Source organism: Prosthecobacter sp., from assembly GCF_044227185.1.
Classification (GTDB): domain Bacteria; phylum Verrucomicrobiota; class Verrucomicrobiia; order Verrucomicrobiales; family Verrucomicrobiaceae; genus Prosthecobacter.
The window spans coordinates 586,863-605,815 of record NZ_JBGAFO010000002.1 but is presented as its reverse complement, the minus strand read 5'-3'; the positions used below and the strand labels follow the sequence as shown (position 1 = coordinate 605,815).

General features: G+C 61.0%; 20 protein-coding genes and 1 riboswitch. Of the genes, 4 read left to right on the top strand and 16 right to left on the bottom strand.

From position 1 onward, the window contains the following. Positions 1-454: 454 nt before the first annotated feature. From ACILSQ_RS06930 to thiC, 9 genes are all read right to left on the bottom strand, one after another. Positions 455-817 carry a hypothetical protein gene (locus tag ACILSQ_RS06930; protein ID WP_395742861.1) on the bottom strand — a complete coding sequence of 121 codons (363 nt, stop codon included), beginning with the start codon at positions 815-817 and terminating at the stop codon, positions 455-457. A gap of 226 nt (positions 818-1,043) precedes the next feature. Then, the gene (locus tag ACILSQ_RS06925; RefSeq protein WP_395742860.1) at positions 1,044-1,625 is read right to left on the bottom strand and encodes a hypothetical protein; all 582 of its coding nucleotides are present in this window, start codon (positions 1,623-1,625) and stop codon (positions 1,044-1,046) included. Between the two features lie 275 nt (positions 1,626-1,900). Continuing rightward, a complete protein-coding gene (locus tag ACILSQ_RS06920; RefSeq protein WP_395742859.1) occupies positions 1,901-2,050 on the bottom strand; it encodes a hypothetical protein in 150 nt (49 codons plus the stop codon). A gap of 231 nt (positions 2,051-2,281) precedes the next feature. Further along, a complete protein-coding gene (locus ACILSQ_RS06915; RefSeq protein ID WP_395742858.1) occupies positions 2,282-2,707 on the bottom strand; it encodes a hypothetical protein in 426 nt (141 codons plus the stop codon). 38 nt (positions 2,708-2,745) lie between these two features. Continuing rightward, positions 2,746-3,846: a YhcG family protein gene (locus ACILSQ_RS06910; RefSeq protein WP_395742857.1), complete on the bottom strand. Its 1,101-nt coding sequence runs from the start codon at positions 3,844-3,846 to the stop codon at positions 2,746-2,748. A gap of 21 nt (positions 3,847-3,867) precedes the next feature. Further along, a complete protein-coding gene (locus ACILSQ_RS06905) occupies positions 3,868-4,122 on the bottom strand; it encodes a hypothetical protein (RefSeq protein WP_395742856.1) in 255 nt (84 codons plus the stop codon). A gap of 75 nt (positions 4,123-4,197) precedes the next feature. After that, positions 4,198-4,935 carry a hypothetical protein gene (locus ACILSQ_RS06900; RefSeq protein ID WP_395742855.1) on the bottom strand — a complete coding sequence of 246 codons (738 nt, stop codon included), beginning with the start codon at positions 4,933-4,935 and terminating at the stop codon, positions 4,198-4,200. Then, a complete protein-coding gene (locus ACILSQ_RS06895) occupies positions 4,932-6,275 on the bottom strand; it encodes an AAA family ATPase (RefSeq protein WP_395742854.1) in 1,344 nt (447 codons plus the stop codon). Before ACILSQ_RS06895 ends, ACILSQ_RS06900 begins: the two co-directional genes overlap by 4 nt. A gap of 36 nt (positions 6,276-6,311) precedes the next feature. Next, positions 6,312-8,222, bottom strand: a complete 1,911-nt coding sequence (gene thiC, locus ACILSQ_RS06890; RefSeq protein ID WP_395742853.1) for a phosphomethylpyrimidine synthase ThiC — start codon at positions 8,220-8,222, stop codon at positions 6,312-6,314. 61 nt (positions 8,223-8,283) lie between these two features. Further along, positions 8,284-8,395: riboswitch (TPP riboswitch) on the bottom strand. 238 nt (positions 8,396-8,633) lie between these two features. On the opposite strand from thiC, the gene ACILSQ_RS06885 reads away from it, so the two are divergent. The 3 genes from ACILSQ_RS06885 (at position 8,634) to ACILSQ_RS06875 (ending at position 12,094) form a co-directional block, all read left to right on the top strand. Then, positions 8,634-9,992: a vanadium-dependent haloperoxidase gene (locus ACILSQ_RS06885; protein WP_395742852.1), complete on the top strand. Its 1,359-nt coding sequence runs from the start codon at positions 8,634-8,636 to the stop codon at positions 9,990-9,992. Positions 9,993-10,021: 29 nt separating this feature from the next. After that, positions 10,022-11,209, top strand: a complete 1,188-nt coding sequence (locus tag ACILSQ_RS06880; RefSeq protein WP_395742851.1) for a serine hydrolase domain-containing protein — start codon at positions 10,022-10,024, stop codon at positions 11,207-11,209. Positions 11,210-11,281: 72 nt separating this feature from the next. Beyond that, positions 11,282-12,094, top strand: coding sequence for a superoxide dismutase (locus ACILSQ_RS06875; RefSeq protein WP_395742850.1), 813 nt, complete (start codon positions 11,282-11,284; stop codon positions 12,092-12,094). 52 nt (positions 12,095-12,146) lie between these two features. Here ACILSQ_RS06875 and ACILSQ_RS06870 read toward each other — a convergent pair whose 3' ends face one another. The 4 genes from ACILSQ_RS06870 to ACILSQ_RS06855 are packed head-to-tail and all read right to left on the bottom strand — an operon-like array spanning position 12,147 to position 16,179. Then, positions 12,147-12,722, bottom strand: coding sequence for a hypothetical protein (locus ACILSQ_RS06870; RefSeq protein WP_395742849.1), 576 nt, complete (start codon positions 12,720-12,722; stop codon positions 12,147-12,149). 13 nt (positions 12,723-12,735) lie between these two features. After that, positions 12,736-13,785, bottom strand: a complete 1,050-nt coding sequence (locus ACILSQ_RS06865; protein WP_395742848.1) for a hypothetical protein — start codon at positions 13,783-13,785, stop codon at positions 12,736-12,738. After that, positions 13,785-15,395 carry a hypothetical protein gene (locus tag ACILSQ_RS06860; RefSeq protein ID WP_395742847.1) on the bottom strand — a complete coding sequence of 537 codons (1,611 nt, stop codon included), beginning with the start codon at positions 15,393-15,395 and terminating at the stop codon, positions 13,785-13,787. Before ACILSQ_RS06860 ends, ACILSQ_RS06865 begins: the two co-directional genes overlap by 1 nt. Before the next feature lie 10 nt (positions 15,396-15,405). Continuing rightward, positions 15,406-16,179: a metallophosphoesterase gene (locus ACILSQ_RS06855; RefSeq protein WP_395742846.1), complete on the bottom strand. Its 774-nt coding sequence runs from the start codon at positions 16,177-16,179 to the stop codon at positions 15,406-15,408. 83 nt (positions 16,180-16,262) lie between these two features. Here ACILSQ_RS06855 and ACILSQ_RS06850 point away from each other — a divergent pair, with 83 nt between their 5' ends. Next, positions 16,263-17,024, top strand: coding sequence for an ABC transporter ATP-binding protein (locus ACILSQ_RS06850; protein WP_395742845.1), 762 nt, complete (start codon positions 16,263-16,265; stop codon positions 17,022-17,024). A gap of 327 nt (positions 17,025-17,351) precedes the next feature. Here ACILSQ_RS06850 and ACILSQ_RS06845 read toward each other — a convergent pair whose 3' ends face one another. From ACILSQ_RS06845 to ACILSQ_RS06835, 3 genes are all read right to left on the bottom strand, one after another. Then, the gene (locus ACILSQ_RS06845; protein ID WP_395742844.1) at positions 17,352-17,765 is read right to left on the bottom strand and encodes an endonuclease domain-containing protein; all 414 of its coding nucleotides are present in this window, start codon (positions 17,763-17,765) and stop codon (positions 17,352-17,354) included. Positions 17,766-18,073: 308 nt separating this feature from the next. Next, positions 18,074-18,601, bottom strand: coding sequence for a DsrE/DsrF/DrsH-like family protein (locus ACILSQ_RS06840; RefSeq protein ID WP_395742843.1), 528 nt, complete (start codon positions 18,599-18,601; stop codon positions 18,074-18,076). A gap of 22 nt (positions 18,602-18,623) precedes the next feature. Continuing rightward, a complete protein-coding gene (locus ACILSQ_RS06835; protein ID WP_395742842.1) occupies positions 18,624-18,935 on the bottom strand; it encodes a TusE/DsrC/DsvC family sulfur relay protein in 312 nt (103 codons plus the stop codon). Between the last annotated feature and the right edge of the window lie 18 nt (positions 18,936-18,953).

Sequence of the window (18,953 nt, the reverse complement as noted above, 5' to 3'; positions counted from 1 at the left end):
GGAGTCTGGCATGAGTTACTGGCTTTCAAAACGGCGTATCGAGACCCGCGTAAGATATGAGCGTGGCTGTGCCGCCTGCAAATACGTCTCCTTTGGGCTGCTGCGCTGTCCTGCCTGCGGAGAGATTTATCTGGCAGAATGGGAGCACGAATGGCTTTATTCGCGACGCGGTCTTCGCAAGGTGCCTGTCCGGCTGAGCCGCCTTTGGCTGCAAGGATGTCTGCAATGCGGCCACATCGACACCTCGAACGGCTGCAAAAAATGGGACATGGATTTGGAGCAAGTGCGTGCTTCCTGGTGGAAGTGGGCGCTGCCTGCACGTTTGCGGCGGAATCGTCACAAACGTGCGTCAAGGCAGAGGCGCGAGGAGAACGCAAGGATCATGGACAAAGCCAGGTCCCAGCCCTGCGACCGCTGCTACTTCGCTCTTTTTCCACCCGGGTGGGACCTCATGTCAATGGGTCACGGGGGTGGCCCGACGAACCTCGTATAGAGGCGGGGGGCTCGGCTTCCCGGTAGCCTGCACCGTCAAAGGCCCCACATACACCGACCCTCTCGGCGCGGAGTGGCGAATGGCCTGGGCGTGATAGAAGGTGTTGTCGTCCAGGCCGCGGTGATCGTAAACGAAAGGCGTGTAGAGCTTGGGGCTGTACTGCTGCAGCGCCACGCCATTGATCACGTACAGCGGAGCGATCACGCCGGGAGAGGGCGGCAGCACTCTGCCCGTGTGTACCCACTGGATCCGCGGTGGTACGGCACAGGCGGAGAGAGAGACGACGAGACCGGTCAGAGCAAGTAGGGAGAGAGCGCGTTTCATGAGGGTTGGTGGATGAGTGTGTGGGAGCAGGAGGTGGATGTGACACTCATTCCTGACAAATGACTCAAAGATGATCGAGACAAAGACAAGTGACGGACGGCGCGGGGTACCCCGAAAAGCATGTAGAGGCCACCGCCAGTACGCCTCTGACCTTCAAACTTGATTAATAGTCAGGCTCCGCCGCGTCGCCACGGCACCTCCGGCTTTGCGTTCTCAAAGCCTCCGCTCAATGACCGGCGTCCGCGTTTTGCCTCTCCAGCTCCCGGTTGATGACGGCGCTGAAATGTTTGGTCACGCATTTCGGGCAGATGCCGTGGGTGAACCGCGCCTCCGATCGTGAGGCCACGTAGTCTTCAATCTGCTGCCATTCGCCATTTTCGTCGCGGATGTCTTTGCAGTAGGAGCACGTCGGCAGCAGCCCCTCCAGCGTGCGGACGCGGGCGCGCAGCGCCTGGGTCTGCTCAGACAGCTTGCCGCATAGAAAGGTGATGAGATACAGGATGGCGAGACGCAGGACGGCATTGACGATGGCCACGGGCAGTGTGTAGGGAATGCCCCAGGCATACTGGATGCAGAAGCGGATGACGCACAGGATGGTCGCCAGCCACAGGGCCGTGCGCAGGCCGCAGTTCCAGGCCATCAGCGCCACGGGAATCACAAACATGAAGGGGAAGAAGACAATGGGGCCCGCCAAGAAGTCGCTGCAGGCCACCAGCAGCGCGATGCAAAACAGCACCCACCTGTTGTTCCAGGGATACCGTTCGAAAAAGTATTCAGACGGAGGTGGCGATGGCGGTGGTCCATTCATGGTTGTGGCTTCTTAAGATGCATGGAACAGACGCCGCACAAGCGCAAGTCATGCAGGTGGTTATGAATCAGTAACCTATGGAAACGGGGATGGTTTCCGTATGCAAGCCGCAGTTGGTTAAGGTTTCTTGAACGCGAAGGCCTGCGAATATCCAGGCACCGCGACTCGTGCCAATGCGCGGCCTGTTGCGTGATGAAGGGCGGGTGATCCCTGCCTGTTCATCGCCCACAGCCCCCAGATCGAGGATGGTTGATTTTAGAGGTGGAGCTCTGCCCCTACTTCGCCGGCTCCGCACTCCAGATCTTGAGGTCATCAAAGAACCCATCCTTGCCCATGCAGCCAAACTCCACCTTCGACTTCGTCGCGTGGGCGATGCCGGGAGACTGAAGAAAAGCCACGGCCTTGCCGTCGATGGAGGCGCGCATCGTATCGCCCACGGTTTCGAGGGTGAAGCTGTGCCAGGCCTGGGGATCGAGGCTGAGGGGGAAAAAGGGAAGGGACGGCCTACGGAAGGGGGGAGATGGCCTACGGAACACACAGAATACACTGAAAGAATTCTTCCAGACAGCCCACGCCAAAGGTGGAGCAATGGATTGATGCCGTTTGTCGGATTTTCCGTTTGTTCCGTGTCTTCCGTAGGCCTCCCTCTGGATTTGTTAGTTGCACTCGCGGTCGTCAAACTCCGCCGTCACCGACTGCGCTCCGCCCAGCCGGAAGCGGAACTCGATCACGCTGTCCTTCGTCGGGATGTCATTGCCGATCACGGCCTGGTGCCCCTTCACGGGCGGCTTGCCATCCTTCGCCGGTGCATCAAAGCGCATCTGAGTGCCCTTCAGCGCCCCGTTCTCCACCGAAAACGTCGGCACCACAATGGCCCAGCCCTTGTCCTTGCCCAGTTCGGTGCGCTCGAAGTCATCGGAGAAAAGCAGCTCCTTCTTCTTCGCCGTCGGCTCTGCGGGCTTGCGAAGCTCGCCGCTCATCTGCTTCTCTTTGGCAGCGGCAACGGCAGGCAGCTTCGGTGCATCAGCGGCGAAGGAGGAGACGGTGAGAAGGCTGGCCAGGGTGAGGAAGCGGAGGTTCATGGGGAGAGGGAACGGGTGGTGCGCGATGGTTTGTCAGCTTATTGAGTCTTGCGGGTCGTCTTCTTCGCGGCTTTGCCATCGCTCAAAGTGAGCCGCTGCCGGGCGCGGACGACGGCTTGGTGGAGCTTTCGTTCGAGCTGTTTCTTCGGCAGCAGTTGGGTCCAGTAAGTCGCCACGTGGATGCCGCTGCTGGCGAGTTCGAGCAGCTCGACGTGCTCATCGTTCTTGCCCGCGCAGAGGATCATGCCCAGCGGTGCTTCTTCGCCCGGCTCGCGGGCGTGGCTTTTCAGCCAGCCGAGATACAGCTCCATCTGCCCTTTGTCCGCCGCCTCAAAATCGCCAAGTTTCAGGTCAATCGCCACCAGCCGCTTCAGTTTCCGGTGGTAGAACAAAAGATCGAGATAGTAGTCCTTGGAATCAATCTGCATTCGCTTCTGCCGCTCCAGAAAGGCGAAGCCGATGCCGAGTTCGAGGATGAAGCTCTCCACCTCGCGCAAGATCGCCGCCTCCACATCCTTCTCGGCATAGGTGTCCTTCAGCCCGAGGAAGTCGAGGATGTAGGGATCGCGAAAGACGAGGTCGGGCGTGAGCTTGTCCTCGCTGCGCAGGGCGGCGAGCTCCTGCTTGATGAGCTTGTCCGGCTTCTTGGAGATCGCCGTGCGCTCGTAGAGCATGCTCTTGATCTTCTGCTCCAGCGTCCGCGTGCTCCAGTTTTCCATGCGGCACATCTCGGCGTAGAAGTCGCGTTGAAGCGGGTCGTCGAGGTAGATGATCTGACGGAAATGCGTCCAGCCCAATTTTGTCCGCAGTGCGGTCAAAATGTTCGGATCGGGGAAAGTCTCTGCACACTTCACCATCCGCGCTAGGTTCCGCTCGCCAAACCCACGGCCAAACTCCGCTTCCAATTTTGCAGACAGTGACTGCAAAATCTCGTCCCCGTAGCCTGCGCGTTTCTCTTGGAGAATGTCCCGGCGAATGCGAGTGCCGATCTCCCAATAGAGCAGCGTCAGACCGGCATTGACGGTCCGGGCAACGGCTTCGCGGGCCGTGAGGATGAGATCGCGCAGATCCGCAAGCAGCGGCGTGGCAGGGGCGGCGGGTTTGGGAGCGAGCGTGCGAGGCTTGGGCTTGGCGGGCATGGCTCCCACAGAGTAGCGCGGTCAGACGGCTTCGGGAAAGGTGAATTGTCTCCGCAGTGCGGAGCGAGTCCTCGTGCCATTCTCCACCGAAAACGTCGGCACCCCAATGGCCCATCCCTTGTCCTTGCCCAGCTCCGCGCGCTCGAAGTCATCGGAGAACAGCAGCTCCTTCTTCTTCCCCGTCGGCTCTGCGGGAATGGCAGGCAGCTTCGGCGCATCAGCGGCGAAGGTAGAGGCGGTGAGAAGGCTGGCCTGGGTGAGGAAGCAGAGGTTCATGGGGAGGATGAAATGCGAAAGCATTGTGAATTTGTAGGGGCTGCCTAAAAGTGATTATCTGGCTTTGCTGAGAAGTTACAAATTTGCTCTCAACATGGCCGAATATTCGGCTTTACCACTTTTGATTCGCCGTTGCCAAAGGCGTACTTCCCGCAGCGCCTCTTGAACTTCAGGCATGGGAGTAACGAATTTTGCTAAATCTCGCAAAGCTCGGAATAAAGCAAGTTTGGTTCGGCGGACCTCTGTCAGCCCATCGTCGTCCAGTCTATAGACCTCGATACTCTTTTTTCCCAGAATAGATTTTTTTTTCTCTCTAACGACCTCATTTACAAATTCGATATGCTTCTTTGGGTCCGTTCGCGTTGGATCTAATAATAACGGTTTTTCATTTGTAAGCCTAGCTCGGTGGCTTCTAGCTCGCTTTGTTGGTTGCTCTAGAGGAAATAACCGTCGCTTTGCTCGCGAGTTGCACCACTCGCAAGCAAGTAAAAGATTGGACCATTCATAGGCAAGCCAGTAATAACCAGGTTTTAACAAAGGTTCAGAAATACCTTGTTGAACTTCACCCTTCGGACGGAAGTGCTCCACATGTCCGGCTGTTGTTTGTGGAAGTAAACTCTCGCAAAACGCACACTTGCCGAGATGAATTTTACGCAATGCCTTGCGTACATCAGCAGCTCCGTAAATTTTGTTGTCAAAAACAAACTCCGTGACGCCGTTTGAGTATTGGCGTTTTAGTGTAATTGTGGCGGCTTTTCCTTTGACATTGAGCGTAGGAGGAACTGAAGCGCTTAACCTGTCTAACCAGATCATTTGTTTTCAATTTTGATTTTTTCGGCTGCTCGTCGAATGATGTCCAATGCTCGAATGTCATCTGGGTCGTCTGCGGTCGGGATCGTGGCGGCCCATGCGTTTAACGCGTTTAGCCTAGTCTTAGCTTCCTTGGAAAGAGTTGATTTGCTCAGCAAAATTCTCCTCTCCTCCAGCATATCATGGCTAACTGAATCTCTTGAAGGCTGTTCTTCGAATAGACCGCTAGCAATAATTTGATCTAATCTCCATCCTCGAACATCATCAGCGTTACGGGTGATCTTGACCCCCTCATTGTCTCTTCGTAAAACGACTATATTTGCGTCTGGCATTGCCAAGACCATTAGAGGACTGTGTGCAGTTACAATAAACTGTGTTGCCGGAAATGCTTTGGATAAGTCTTGTATCAATTGCCGTTGCCACTTTGGATGCAGGTGAGTATCAATTTGATCAACCAAAACTACCGCAGGTTCGGCAAAAGGGTTTTCACTATTTGGATAGCGGTCTAGCATGCGGGCAGCAAAGTCGGTGACCCATGCCATCGTGGCTCTGTATCCTGTACTCAATGATTTTACAGGGACCCAGCCATCCTGAGTGTTAGCTTCTGGGGTCGGAATATCCGCTCCGCTCGCCTTTATTCTTATGCTTTTTACATCGGGAAGAAATTCTGTGAGCAATCGACGAATATGCTCAAGCCTTTGTTGTGCTCTTGAGTCTTTGCTTTTGGTGGCAGCGTAATCAGATCGAAGAAGCCACTCTTCCACGTTAATAAGAGGTTCATTGTCTTCAAAAAGGGTCGCGCAAGAATCAGGATTCAATTCTGCTCCTAACTTTGTGGTTCCAAATCTCCGAAATGCGCCATACCCGCAAGGCTGTAATGACGAATAATCGTCAAAGATTAATTGGCATGAAGAGAAGTTTCCGTTGTGAAGTTCCAAAAAGGTGTCGCCACTTTTTTTGGAATTCTTTTTTGTTGGAATAGTGCCAAGATCGCAACCGGAACAAAAACTGACTCTAATCTGTGAATTCTTACTTCCTACTCGACCATATGCGGGAAGTGCTGCTGTATGTTTTGCGAGGTATCTTAGAACGCGAGGGGCGTGAGATTTAGTCCCTTTGGACTCGGGTGAAGGCGGGGGAGCAAAGGGACTAGTGAGATCGGCAGACATTTCCGCCAAGCATTGAAGAATTGTGGTTTTGCCTACTCCATTATCTCCTAAAAGGAGGTTCCACTGCGACAATTGACCAGCAGCATTCGTGAACTCAAGGAGTTGGGCAGGTTCACCAAATGCCTTGATGTTGGTCAACTCGATAGATTTGAAATAGCAACAGAGCGTGGACACAAATGAGCGGGTTATTGTTTGATAAAATGAGAAAGTTTAGGCGCTAGCATACACCTCCGCTCCCGCCTCCACAAACTCCTTGCTCTTCTCCGCCATCCCCTTGGCGAGCGCTTCCTCTTCGCTAATTGCCTGCTCCGCGGCGTATTTGCGGACGTCCTCAGTGATCTTCATGCTGCAGAAGTGGGGGCCGCACATGGAGCAGAAGTGGGCGCTCTTGGCTCCGTCCTGGGGGAGGGTTTCGTCGTGGAAGGAGCGGGCGGTGACGGGGTCGAGGCTGAGATTGAACTGGTCTTCCCAGCGGAACTCGAAGCGGGCTTTGCTGAGGGCGTTGTCGCGGTACTGCGCGCCGGGGTGGCCTTTGGCGAGGTCGGCGGCGTGGGCGGCGAGCTTGTACGTGATGACGCCGGCTTTGACGTCTTCCTTGTTGGGCAGGCCGAGGTGTTCCTTCGGCGTCACGTAGCAGAGCATGGCGCAGCCGATGTCGGTGGTGAGGGGCCCGAGGGTGTAGAAGGGGGCCTCGTGGCACCACTCGAGCTGCTTGGCCATGTTCTCTTCGATCATGTGCATGGGCACGTGGCCGGGGCCTTCGTTCATGACCTGCACGCCCTTGGCCCAGGCGCGCTTGGTCAGCTCGCCCTGCACTTCGAGTTCGCCAAACTGCGCCTTGTCATTGGCGTCCGCGATGGAGCCGGGGCGCAGACCGTCGCCGATGGAGAAGCTCACATCGTAGGCGGCCATGATGGCGCAGATGTCGTCCCAGTGGGTGTAGAGGAAGTTTTCCTTGTGGTGGGCCAGGCACCACTTGGCCATGATGGAGCCGCCGCGGGAGACGATGCCGGTCATGCGGGAGGCCGTCATGGGCACAAAGCGCAGCAGCACACCGGCGTGGATGGTGAAGTAATCGACGCCCTGCTCCGCCTGCTCGATGAGCGTGTCGCGGAAGAGCTCCCAGGTGAGGTCCTCGGCCTTGCCGTTCACCTTTTCCAGGGCCTGATAAATCGGCACGGTGCCGATGGGCACGGGGCTGTTGCGCAGGATCCACTCGCGCGTGGCGTGGATGTTCTTGCCGGTGGAAAGGTCCATCACGGTGTCGCCGCCCCACTTGGTGGCCCAGCGCATTTTCTCCACCTCTTCCTCGATGCTGGAAGCCACGGCGCTGTTGCCGATGTTGGCATTGATCTTCACCAGGAAATTGCGGCCGATGATCATCGGCTCCAGTTCGGGGTGGTTGATGTTGGCGGGGATGATGGCGCGGCCTGCGGCCACCTCGCTGCGCACAAACTCAGCGGTGATCTCGTTCGGGATGCGCTGGGGGAAGCGCTTGAAGATTCCCGGCGTGTACTCGTTCTGCACCTGGGAGGAGCCCACGTGCTGCTTGTCCAGATCATTGCGCACGATGTCCGTGGTGAAGTCGGCGATCTTCGCGCGCTTCATGTTTTCGCGGATGGCGATGAATTCCATCTCCGGCGTGATGATGCCCGCACGTGCATACGCGAGCTGCGTCACCACCTTGCCCGCCTTGGCCTTGAGCGGCTGGCGCTGGGCATTGATGGGGGCCTTGAGGGGGCTGAGAATGCCTTCGCGCTTGGCGGCGGCGTATTCGGCGTGGTTGGCGGTCAGGTAGCCGTTGTCGCGGGGCTCGATGGCGCGGCCTTCGTAGGCTTCCACGTCATTGCGGGCGAGGATCCAGTTTTTGCGCAGGGCAGGGAGGCCTTCTTCCACGGTGCCTTTGTAGGCGGGGTCGCCCCAGGGGCCGGAGGTGTCATACACGCGCACGGCGGCGTTTTCCTCGATGCGGCCGTTGAAGGCCTTGGTGGGGGAGAGGGTGATCTCACGCATGGGCACCTGCACGTCCTTGTGGATCTCGCCTTGGACATAGACGCGGGTGGAGGCGGGGAGCTGGTCGGAGGAATGGGGCTCGAAGGAGGACGTGGGGTCGGCGATCATGGGGGAAGTTTTGAGTTTCAGGTTTAAAGTTTCAAGTTGGGACAAACCTGAAGAAACCGAGATGAACCTCCGAGCGAACTCCCTTCGGCGGCATGACCCGCATCAGGTTCGGAGGGTTCGGGCCGAGGAAGGCCTGTCTCAGTCCCTGCGGCGGGACGCCCCTGTCGTGATGATATGTGGGCGTGATTGTCGGGGTGGCGGGGCGAAGGTCAAGGGGAGAAGAGGGAGTTGGCGGTTGTTTGCGGTGGTTGGCGATGGTTTGCGGTTGTTGGGGGAGGGGGCGCGATGGTCGTGGGGCAGGGCGGCGCTGGGGGGAGGGGGGAAGAAGGACGGCGGACGCACAGAGGAAAAGGCGAGAAAGTGGTTGGTTATCTATGAAAATTATAATAAACTTAGATGTTTTATCAGACGATGTTGCGTTTTCCGCCCCAGATTTCCGGCTTTTTCGGGAGTGTCGCCCTGCTGCTTGTCGCGGCCACAGGGGCGCGTGGGGACATTGTTTCAGACTGGAATGCCTTGGCGCTGACGGCCATGACGGGCACGGATTCCCCCGTGGTGGCGCATGATCTGGCGATCCTGCAGGTGTCCATGTACAATGCGGACCAGAGCATCGAGGGCACCTACGCCACCTACGGCTACGGGGCCTACCCGGCTCCCGGTGCGGGGCCTGCGGGGGCGGACTACCAGGCGGCCATGATCGCCGCGGCAAACACCGTGATGCAGAACCTCTACTCGGGCTCCAGCAGCAGCTTCACCACGCTCTACAACACCCAGCTCAGCGGCATTGCAGACAGCCAGGCCAAGACGGACGGAATCGCCTGGGGCGTCACCATTGCGAACAACCTGCTGAGCGCCCGCGCCACGGACGGCTCCGCCGATGCCGCCAGCACGCCCTACACACCGGTGGGCACCATCGGCTACTGGCAGCAGACCTCCGCCGCCGGCGCGCTGCTGCCGGGCTGGGGAAACGTGGGCACCTTTGCCATCGCTGGCACGGGGGCTTATATGACCACGCTGCCGGGCGGCTCCGTGACTTCGTATCTGCAGTCGTCCCAGTATGCGGCGGACTACAATCAGGTGAAGGATCTCGGCTCCGCCTTCAGCCTCACGCGCACCTCGGACCAGACGAATCAGGCCTACTTCTGGGCTGCGGGAGACGGCACGGTGAAAATGACGGGCATGTGGAATCAGATCGCCCAGACGGTGGCCACCAATGCCGGCCTGAGCACCGCGGACACCGCGCGCCTGCTGGCCACGCTGAATGTGGCGATGGCCGATGCCAGCACCACCGCCATGGCCACCACCTATGACCAGCAGTTCTGGCGGCCGGAGACAGCGATCGCGAATGGCGACATCGACGGCAATGCCAGCACGAATGTGGACGTCTCCTGGGCACCGCTCATCACCTCCCCCTCGCTGCCTGAATACGTGTCTCTGAACGCCACCATCAGCGAGGCCGCCGCCACCGTGCTGGCCTCTTATCTGGGAGACAGCGTCTCCTTCAGCCTGGGCAGCGACATCAATGGCGATGGCAGCATCGACCTCACGCGCAACTTCACCAGCTTCAGCCAGGCGGCGACCGAGGCCGCCATGAGCGGTGTGTATGGCGGCACTCAGTTCCAGACCTCCGTCGCCGATGGCCAGATCATCGGCTACAACGTGGCCAACGACGTCCTGGCCAATAACTTTGCCGTCGTGCCCGAGCCCGCGGGCACCGTGCTCATCCTGTGCGGTGCGCTCTTTCTCCTGGGCGTGCGCAGACGTCGTTAGATCAGACGCCGGCGTGGCGTTGTGTCACGATGAATCCCGTCATCGTACGCACCCTCTGTTCCGCCCTCCTCTTTTTCCCCTCGCTGCTGCCCGCGCTCGATCAGGCACAGCTCGCCGCCATCCATCCCGCCATGGAGGAGGCGGTGAAGGCAAAGCAGGCCGCGGGCATCGTCACGCTGGTGATGGAAAATGGCAAAGTGGTGCATCACGACGCCGCCGGCATGGCGGATGTGGCCAAAGGCCGGACGATGGAGAAAGATGCGTTGTTTTGGATCGCCTCCATGACCAAATCCATCAACGCCACCGCCGTGATGGTGCTGGTGGATGAGGGGAAACTCTCGCTGGACGCGCCTGCCTTACAGTGGCTGCCGGAGCTGGGCAAAATGAAGCTGGCCGATGGCAGCGCACCGGAGAAGCCCATCACGCTGCGCATGCTGCTCAGCCACACGGCCGGCATCGCTTTCCCGCGCCGTGCGCCATCGGATGGCGCCATCTCTCTGAAGGCCTACGTGGCCTCGCTGCTGAAGACCCCGCTGGCCTTTCAGCCGGGCAGCTCGTACGAGTATGGCTTCGGGCCCACGGTGGCGGGCCGCATCATCGAGCTCGCGTCCGGCATGAAGTATGACGCGTTTTTGCAGGCGAAGATCTTCGCGCCGCTGGGCATGAAGGACACAATGTTCAATCCCGACGATGCCCACCGCGCTCGCATTGCCCGCACGTACAAGATGGATGACGAAACGCATGAACTGGTGCCGGGCTACAACCCCTTTGTGACCAGCGACGCCAGCGTGACACACATGGTGGAGCCTTCCGGCGGCCTCTTTTCCACGGCGGCGGACATGGGGCGCTTTTACGCGATGGTCGCCAATGGCGGCGAGCTGGACGGCGTACGCGTCATCAGCGAAAAATCGGTCCAGGACATGACCACGCCCGTGACCGCCGGGGGAAAAACGCTCAACTACGCCTGCGGCTGGCAGGTGAACACCGACACGCAGCGCGTGAACTCGCAGATGCCCGCCGGCAGCTTTGGCCACGGCGGTGCTTTTGCCACGAACGGCTGCATCGAGCCCCAGAGTAAGATCGTCACGGTGTATTTGGTGCAAAATGTACTGGTGCCTGACAGCGGGAAGCCTAAGGATAGATTTCAGAATTTTGTGATGGCAGCCGCTGGTATTAAAGTGAATCCGCCGTCATCAGCGAAAAAGGGCAGGCCATGAAGTCGTCAAATCGACTGGGCGTGATTCTTGCTTGCCTTCGTGGCTGGTAATGACGTATTTCTTTAGCCCGACATGAGCAAGACCACTCTGAACCGCCGCGCTTTTATTTCGACAGGTTGTGCAGCCGTGACAAGTGCAGTGGTGGCAGCCGAGGAATTGGTCGCACCTCTGGGGATTCCAATGCGGCAGGAGCCTCTGCCGTTTGATTTTGACGCCCTGGAGCCGCACCTCGACGCGGCCACCTTGCGGCTCCACTACAACAGACACCATGCGGAGATTCTCGACAATCTGGTGGCCACGCTGCACCCTCTGAATCTGAGCGTGGGCAATGTCTCGGCCCTGCTGCCAAACATTCGCAGCCTGGTGCTGCCATCGAATCCGCGCAGGAGCGTGGTGCGCATGGGAGGGCCCCCTGAGACCCTGTCCGCCGAAAATCAGCAGGCCCTCCGCATGTATGCCGGGGCCCATGTCAATCACACCGCATTCTGGCGCTACCTGACGCCACCCGGCAGCGGCCCAGCGGGGCCGGAGGGGAGGGTGGCGGACGCGATCATGCGCGAATTTGGCGGCATCGCGGAGTTTAAGGCGGCTTTCACGGACGCCGCCATGAAGCACTTTGGCTCGGGCTGGGCGTTCGTGGTTTATCGCACGGATGGCAGGCTGGTCGTCACCACGACGAAGAACGAGGACAACCCCATGATGAAGGATTTTGTCAGTCCGGAGCAGCAGGGCCGCTTCATCCTCTGCCTGGACCTTTGGGAGCACTCCTACTACCTGAAGTATCGCAACGACCGCCGGAAATACATCGACGCATGGTGGAACGTGGTGAACTGGAATTTCGTCTCGCGTGCTTACGCCGTGGCCACTTCCAAGATGCGGGTGTGATGTGCGCGGCTGCGCTTGGTGAGGCAGATGGTCCGCGGCGGTCGGCCGCGTTTTACCGCCGCGTGGGATAGAGGTCGGGCATCAGCAGCGGGCGCAGCACCATGGGCGTGAGCTTCCAGGGCAGCGGCTTCCAGGGGTGCCCCTTGTCTTTCTTCAGCAGGCCCCACCAGAGACGGCCGCCATGGCGCCAGGGGTCGATCACCATGCCGTCTTCAAAGCGCTGGCCCTTGGCCGTGACGATGATGCCATGATGCTCCTGCCAGGTGCCGCGCTTCGAGGCGGTGAGGTGCAGGTCCATGGTCTTGAGGTTCAGGCGGAACAGGTGCGGAAACAGATCATCCCGCCATTGATAGCAGAGACCGCGCTTGCGCATGCCCATGTTCACGAGGCCGTTGTTCATCCACGGATGGACAAAGGGCTTGAAGTCGCCGGAGAGTTTGGCGGTTTCTTCGATGGCTGTGACCGCAAAACGGTCGGCTTCCTGGGCGCTCACCGTGGGGGCGAGCTGCTGGAGATCATGGCTCAGGCGGCGGGCTTTTTCCTGGCGCTCGGCAGGTGTGCCGGTGCTGACGCAGGAGGCGAGGGAGAGGGGGAGCAGCAGAAAGCAAAAACGGAAAGCGGGGGACATGCGGCGGAGGAAATCAGGGCAGGGGACCATGGGCGGCTTCATGCAGCGCTCGGGCCTGCTCCTGCCATTGCTCGCGGGCGGCGCGGTTTTTAAAAGCCAGCAGCTCGCTGAAGGCGCGCCGCTCGGCCTCGTCCCAGAGGGCAATCTGCCGCCAGGTGCGGATGCCGTGCGCGCGGAGCTGCTCGCTGATGACTTTTTTGATGCCCTTGATCTGCGTGAGATCATCATCGGGCGCGATGGAAATCGTGGCGGCAGCCTCCTCCACGCGGTGCAGCACGCGGGTTTGATTCTGCAGCCGCTCGATCTCCGTCGTGGCGGTGAGCAGGCGTTTTTCACTGTCCGCCAGACTGCGGCGGGCCAGGCCCAGGCCGGCGGGGTCTGGCGGAGATTTCTCCTCCAGCTTGCTGATGCGCCGCTGCCAGTCGTCCCGCTCCTGCGTCAGGGTGGCGAGACCCGCCTGGTGGGCGGAGAGCTGGCTTTCCAGCACGGCGATTTTTCCGCGCAGCGTGGCGGGGATTTCGGACGCGGGGGCCTTGAGCTTCACCGTGGGGCTGCGTTTGCGTTTGCCCTTGGTGGTTTCGGCGGGGGCTGCTGGAGGCCCGGCAACCTCCGCGGCTGGTGGCGCGCTGCGCAGGCTGGCCAGCTCTGCCTCGGCGGCACTGCGCGCCGCGCGGAGTTCATCCAGATCTGCCAGCAGGCGGGTCATTTCTGTTTCCAGAGCGCGCGCGGCTTCATGGGCTTTGGCGGCTTCGTCCTGGCGCAGGTGCGCCGTAGTCTGGGCGGCTTTCAGTTCATCCCGCAGCATCTGAAGTTCCTCTGCTTTCACGTCAGGAGCGGCGGGCATCTCGGGCGGGGGCGCGGCCTTGCTGAGCGCGAGCGCGGCGGCGTGCCCGGCCTCCGCCTGGCGCAGCGCGGCCTGGGCGCCGTTCATCTGCGCGGCCAGCTCATCGATGCGCTTCTGCAAATCACTCCCGCGCCACCGCCAGCCAAACCATGCGAAGAGGGCGGCGGTGATGCCGAGCAAGGGGGCGAGATAAAGCAGAAGCCAGAGGAAGGAAGACATCAGCGGAAGGCGGGAGGGGCTGGGCGCAGGCGAAGCTGCTCGATGGATTCGGCGGCCACATCCTCCACCGCGGCGGCGGGAATGCCGGCGGGCAGAAGGCCGGACCTGGCCAGACCACCGGCTTCGAGGAGCTGGCTCGTCACTGGAAGGAGCATCCAGGTGCCACCCGGTTTCGCGATGGCAAAGACGACGGGGCTTCTCGTGGTCGGCGCGGGCGGCAGGCTTTTGAGGGTGTTCAGGATGTTGTTGCTGGAAGGCGCGCAGTTTCCACGCACATGCACGTCGTCACTGAGCACCACGAGCCGCGGGCCGTAGGCCAGACGCACGGCTGCCACGAACTGGGCGCGCACCGCCTCCTCGGCGACCTGCCCCGAGGCAATGGCCTTTTCCCCAAACAGGGCCAGGGCCAGGAAAGGCGCGTCCATGGGCAGGAGTGGAGCGGGCGCGTGGGAGTCGTCCCCTTCCAGCCAGTGGCTCAGCAGGGTGGCGTCCTGCTGCAGTGGCCGGGCATCGAGGCCTGCGGGCAGGGTTTGTTTCCACGCCTGCTCACGCGGAGCGATCTGCCAGTCCACCGGCTTCCAGGCATCGTCGCTGAGGCTGAGGTGGCATGACTTGCCGCCACCGGTCTGGTCCGCCTCGGGCAGGAGAGCCGTGGTGAGAGGCCCAAAATCTCCGCTGGGCCGGCGCTGTGTGCTGACGCGGATTTCATCATGCAGGCGGTGCGGGGCAAAGGCGGTGAGCGCCTCCTGTAGAATCTCCTCCTTCATGGCCGCGCTGCCCACCTCCCCGCGGAGGATGATCTGCTCATCACGCACGGCCAGAAAGAGGTAGCCTGGAGGCAGCCGGGCCTGGCGCTCACTCTCGGCCTGCGCTAGCTGCTGCCGCAGTTGCTTGCTGCGCAGCTCGTGCAGGGCGGGCAGCACCTGCTGCCGCCATTCCGTTTCGCTGACCCCCAGTGCATTTGCTTCGGAGCGCAGCTCTGAGTCAGGCCTGCTCAGGGAAAGCTCCTTCCACCCCTGGCCGATGCGGACCAGCCAGGCCTGCACGCTGGGCTGCGGAGCCGGCAGCGTGCGCAGGGTGGCGGAGACGCTGGCGGCTTCATCGTGGCGGCCGGCATCCGTGCCCGGCGTGCCCTCGGTCATGCCTCCCTGCATGCTCCAGCTTTCCTGCACGCTGCGTGCGAGGTCGCGCGCTTCATAGTCATCGGCGGCGGTGCCCAGCAGGCGGGCACGCCCCCCCTGGGCGGCCAGCAGCATCCAGCCCGGCGGGAAGGGGATCACCTCCACTTCATTGCGCACGCTGCTCACAGGATTGAGACGCCGCGCCAGGCCGCCGGTGAGAGGTGCGGGGGCGCGCACCAGATCCTGCACGGCGGCCTCCAGGGTGCTGCGGTCCTGGGCGGTGCGCACACTGCCCGTGAGGCGTGCCTGCAGGCCGTCAAAGGCGAGCTGCAGCCCGCCCAGCCGTTCGTTCAGGGCGGGCTGCCGCGAGAGCGTTTCCCGCGCGGCGGTCTCCAGATCCCGCTGCAGGCGTGGCAGCAAGACCAGCGCGCCAGCCAGCCAGAGCGCGAAGAGCGATGCAGCAGAAAGAAGCCAGCGCGCGCGTGTCATGGCAGGGGGATCACTCTTTTTCGGTGAGCATGCGCACCTCTTCGAAACTGTAGCGCCGTGCCTCGCCACGCTGGTTCGTCTGCACCAGGGTTCCCGCGCCTATGTCCAGCGCGGTGAGCCACCCATCTCCATAAACCCAGGTGTCGAGGCAGATGCGGCCGGGCAGGATGCGGGGCAGTCCGTTTTTCTGCGCGGTGTGGCCGCAGATCAGTGTCTTGCCGGAGAAATGCGGATGGGAGTCATCAAAGCGCCGCCAGAACAGCCAGTCGTCACTCTGATCCGGCATGGGCAGCATGGCGTTCACATTCGCATGGGCGAAGATGTGGGTGTCGTTGGCATGCCAGCGGCGCAGGCGCTGGCTCAGGAAATCCCAGTGCTCCTGCGGGATGGCGTTCCAGTCCGGCGCATCCATGCAGCCGTAGGACTGCATGGTCTGCCTGCCGCCGACGCTGTACCATGAGCCCGGGTCCACCAGGTTGCTGCGGGCGTCGAGCATGAGAATTTCATGATTCCCGATCAGCGGGATGAGGTGGGAGCTCTGCTCCAGCTCCAGCAGCCGGTGCAGCACGCCGCGCGTGTCAGGCCCGCGGTCAATGTAGTCTCCCAGCGTCACAATCACGTCGTCGCGCCGGGGCGCCAGCTCCTGAAGCATGAGATCCAGCGCCGTCGAGCAGCCGTGGATGTCCCCAAGGACGAGCGTGCGTCCGCCGGAGCGTTCACGGGGAGGGAGTTTGACCCTCGCCGTGTGAATGTCGGGGGCGTCGTCGCTGACCAAAATGGGCATCGGTCATTCTTGCGCGATGAGCGCCGGACGCAACCACCGATCATCATGTTGGCACAATCCCTTCCGCCATGCAAAAGTAGGGCATGCCGAGCTCCACACTGACCAGCCCCCAGCCCGCCCGCCAGACGCCTGCGGGTGGCGGACCGCCGATCTTTGCCGCCCGGGGTCTGAGCAAAGTTTACCACACGGGCGATCTCAATGTCGTGGCGCTGCAGGGGGTGGACTTGGATTTCCATTCCGGGGAGCTCGCCGTGCTGCTGGGCGCCTCGGGCAGTGGCAAGTCCACACTGCTGAACATCCTCGGCGGCCTGGACATCCCCACCTCAGGCACCCTGCGCTACAAAGGCTGGGACCTCTCCGGCGGTGGCGAGCGCACGCTGACGCAGTTTCGCCGCAACTGCGTGGGCTTCGTTTTTCAGTTTTACAACCTCATCCCCAGCCTCACCGCGCGGGAAAACGTGGCCCTCATCACCGAGATCGCCCCGGACCCCATGAAGCCCGAGGACGCGCTGGACCGCGTGGGCCTGAGCCACCGGCTGGATCACTTCCCCTCCCAGCTCAGCGGCGGCGAGCAGCAGCGCGTGGCCATCGCCCGCGCCATCGCCAAAAAACCCGAAGTCCTCCTGTGCGACGAACCCACCGGCGCGCTGGACGTGACCACCGGCATCACCGTGCTGGAGGCCATCGAGCGCATCAACCGCGAGCTCGGCACTCTCACCGTGGTCATCACCCACAACGCCGCCATGTCCGCCATGGCCGATCGCGTGCTGCACCTCTCCGACGGCCACATTGTCAAAGAGAGCCGGAATGCGGAGCGCGCGGACGTCTCCAGCCTGCAGTGGTGAGGGCTGCTGAGCCGGAGCGGAAACACGGTCTGGTCCCTCACCCGGCCTTTGACTTCGTCTATCTCCGCTGCGCTATGGTTCCCCGCAGGCGTGCCGGGCAGAACTAATCCTCGACGGGGAGAGGGGAAATACGGTGAGCTCTTGCCACAGCTGCAGAGCGGTTCAAAGCGCAGCATGACCCAGCGCGAATCCCCTCTCCCCGCCCAAAACGGAGATACTCCAGAACGAGGTCGGGGAGAGGTCGGGTGAGGGGTCTCCTACGACGCCCTGCTGCGTAACTCAGAGGAATGTTTCCGTTGGCATGCGTAACGCCCAGCTCGCCTGCCATCATGCCTCCGAAGGCGAGTCTGGCGGGTGTTTTACCGTTTTCTTCCAGATCACGCTCATGACGCTGTCGGTGTGCCGCATGACGTCATCATTCGTAAACCGCAGTGTCTCGATGCCCAGAGATTGCAAATAGGCGTCTCGTGCCTTGTCGTGCTGCCTGCCTTCATCGGAGTTGTGCTGACCGCCATCCAGTTCGACCGCAAGCTTCAAATCGGCGCAGTAGAAGTCGAGCACATAGGGCGGCACCGGATGTTGACGACGGAACTTGCGTTGGTTCATCCGACGGCCACGCAGGCATCCCCACACTAGAGCTTCTGGATCTGTGGCATCCTGGCGGAGCTTGCGCGCAAATTCGATGATGGGCAGGCGTTCTTCGGTGATTTCATGACGAATGATCTCCAAGCGCGTGGGCATGGAGGAACTGCATCGAAGAGGAAGAGTGGGAGTCAAGGGGGCTTTTGCGCATCGTGGGCTGAGGGGTGGGGGTTCGGCAGTGCTGCGTGACCCCTCACCCTGCCTCTCCCCGCAGGCATGCCGGGCAGAACTAATCCTCGACGGGGAGAGGGGAAATACGCTGGGTACCCTGCACTGTGTAGGAGCAGTCTAGCGCGAATCCCCTCTCCCCGCCCAAAGCGGCGATACTCCTGGGTAGGGTCGGGGAGAGGCTGGGTGAGGGGCCGACATAACGCCCCGCATGGTCGCTCCCGAGCACTTCCATTCCCTCATGTAAACAAGATATGCGTGCCCGCTCCGGCACCCTCCTCATAAAACTGGCCCACGGTCAGCACGCCGTCCACGCGGTCCATCAGGTCTTCCTTCTTGAGCTTGAACATGTCCATGGCCAGTTTGCAGGCGAAGATCTTGCCGCCGGAGTCGGAGATGAGCTCCAGGAATTCGCGCACGGGCGGGATGTCCAGCTTCTCCATTTCTTTGTTCATGAGATGCGTGGCAAACGCGGAGACGCCGGGAATCGCGCCGAGCATCGTGGGGAAGGGCATCGTCATCGGCAGGCCGAGCATGGGCATGGCCATGTTCAGCGCGGCATTGCCCACGGTGGAGACCTTCATGTGGTCCAGCGTCTTGTTGGCCAGGCCGTTCAGGCCGAAGAAGGTGAAGAACAGGGAGGCCTCGATGCCCTCCATGCGCGCGCCATTGGCCATGATCAGCGCCGGGTAGATGCCATCCAGCGAGCCGCGGCTCACGATGATGCAGATCTTCTTCACCGGTTGTTTGTCGTCAGGAGTGTTCATACGCGAAGAGATTGAGAGTTGATTAAATGCAGCCGACGGGTTTGGGGATGCCGGCAATCTTGGAGGACTTCTTCAGCGGGCCGCCGGGAAAAAGATCATAGAGTTCCTTCGTGGTCACCACGCCGCTCTTGCCCATGCCGCGGATGGTCAGCGCGGCGCCCTTGGCCTGCTGCTCGCGCAGGTAGCGCACCACTTTCATGTGCGCGTCTGTGAGCGCTCCCACGCCTTCCTCCGCTGCGATGGCGGCGGCGATGGCTTCGTTCCATTGGGACATGTCGGTGAGGTAGCCCTCCTCGTTCACGTCCACTTCAGTTCCTGCGATGTTCTTTTTCATGATCGTTGTACGGGGTGA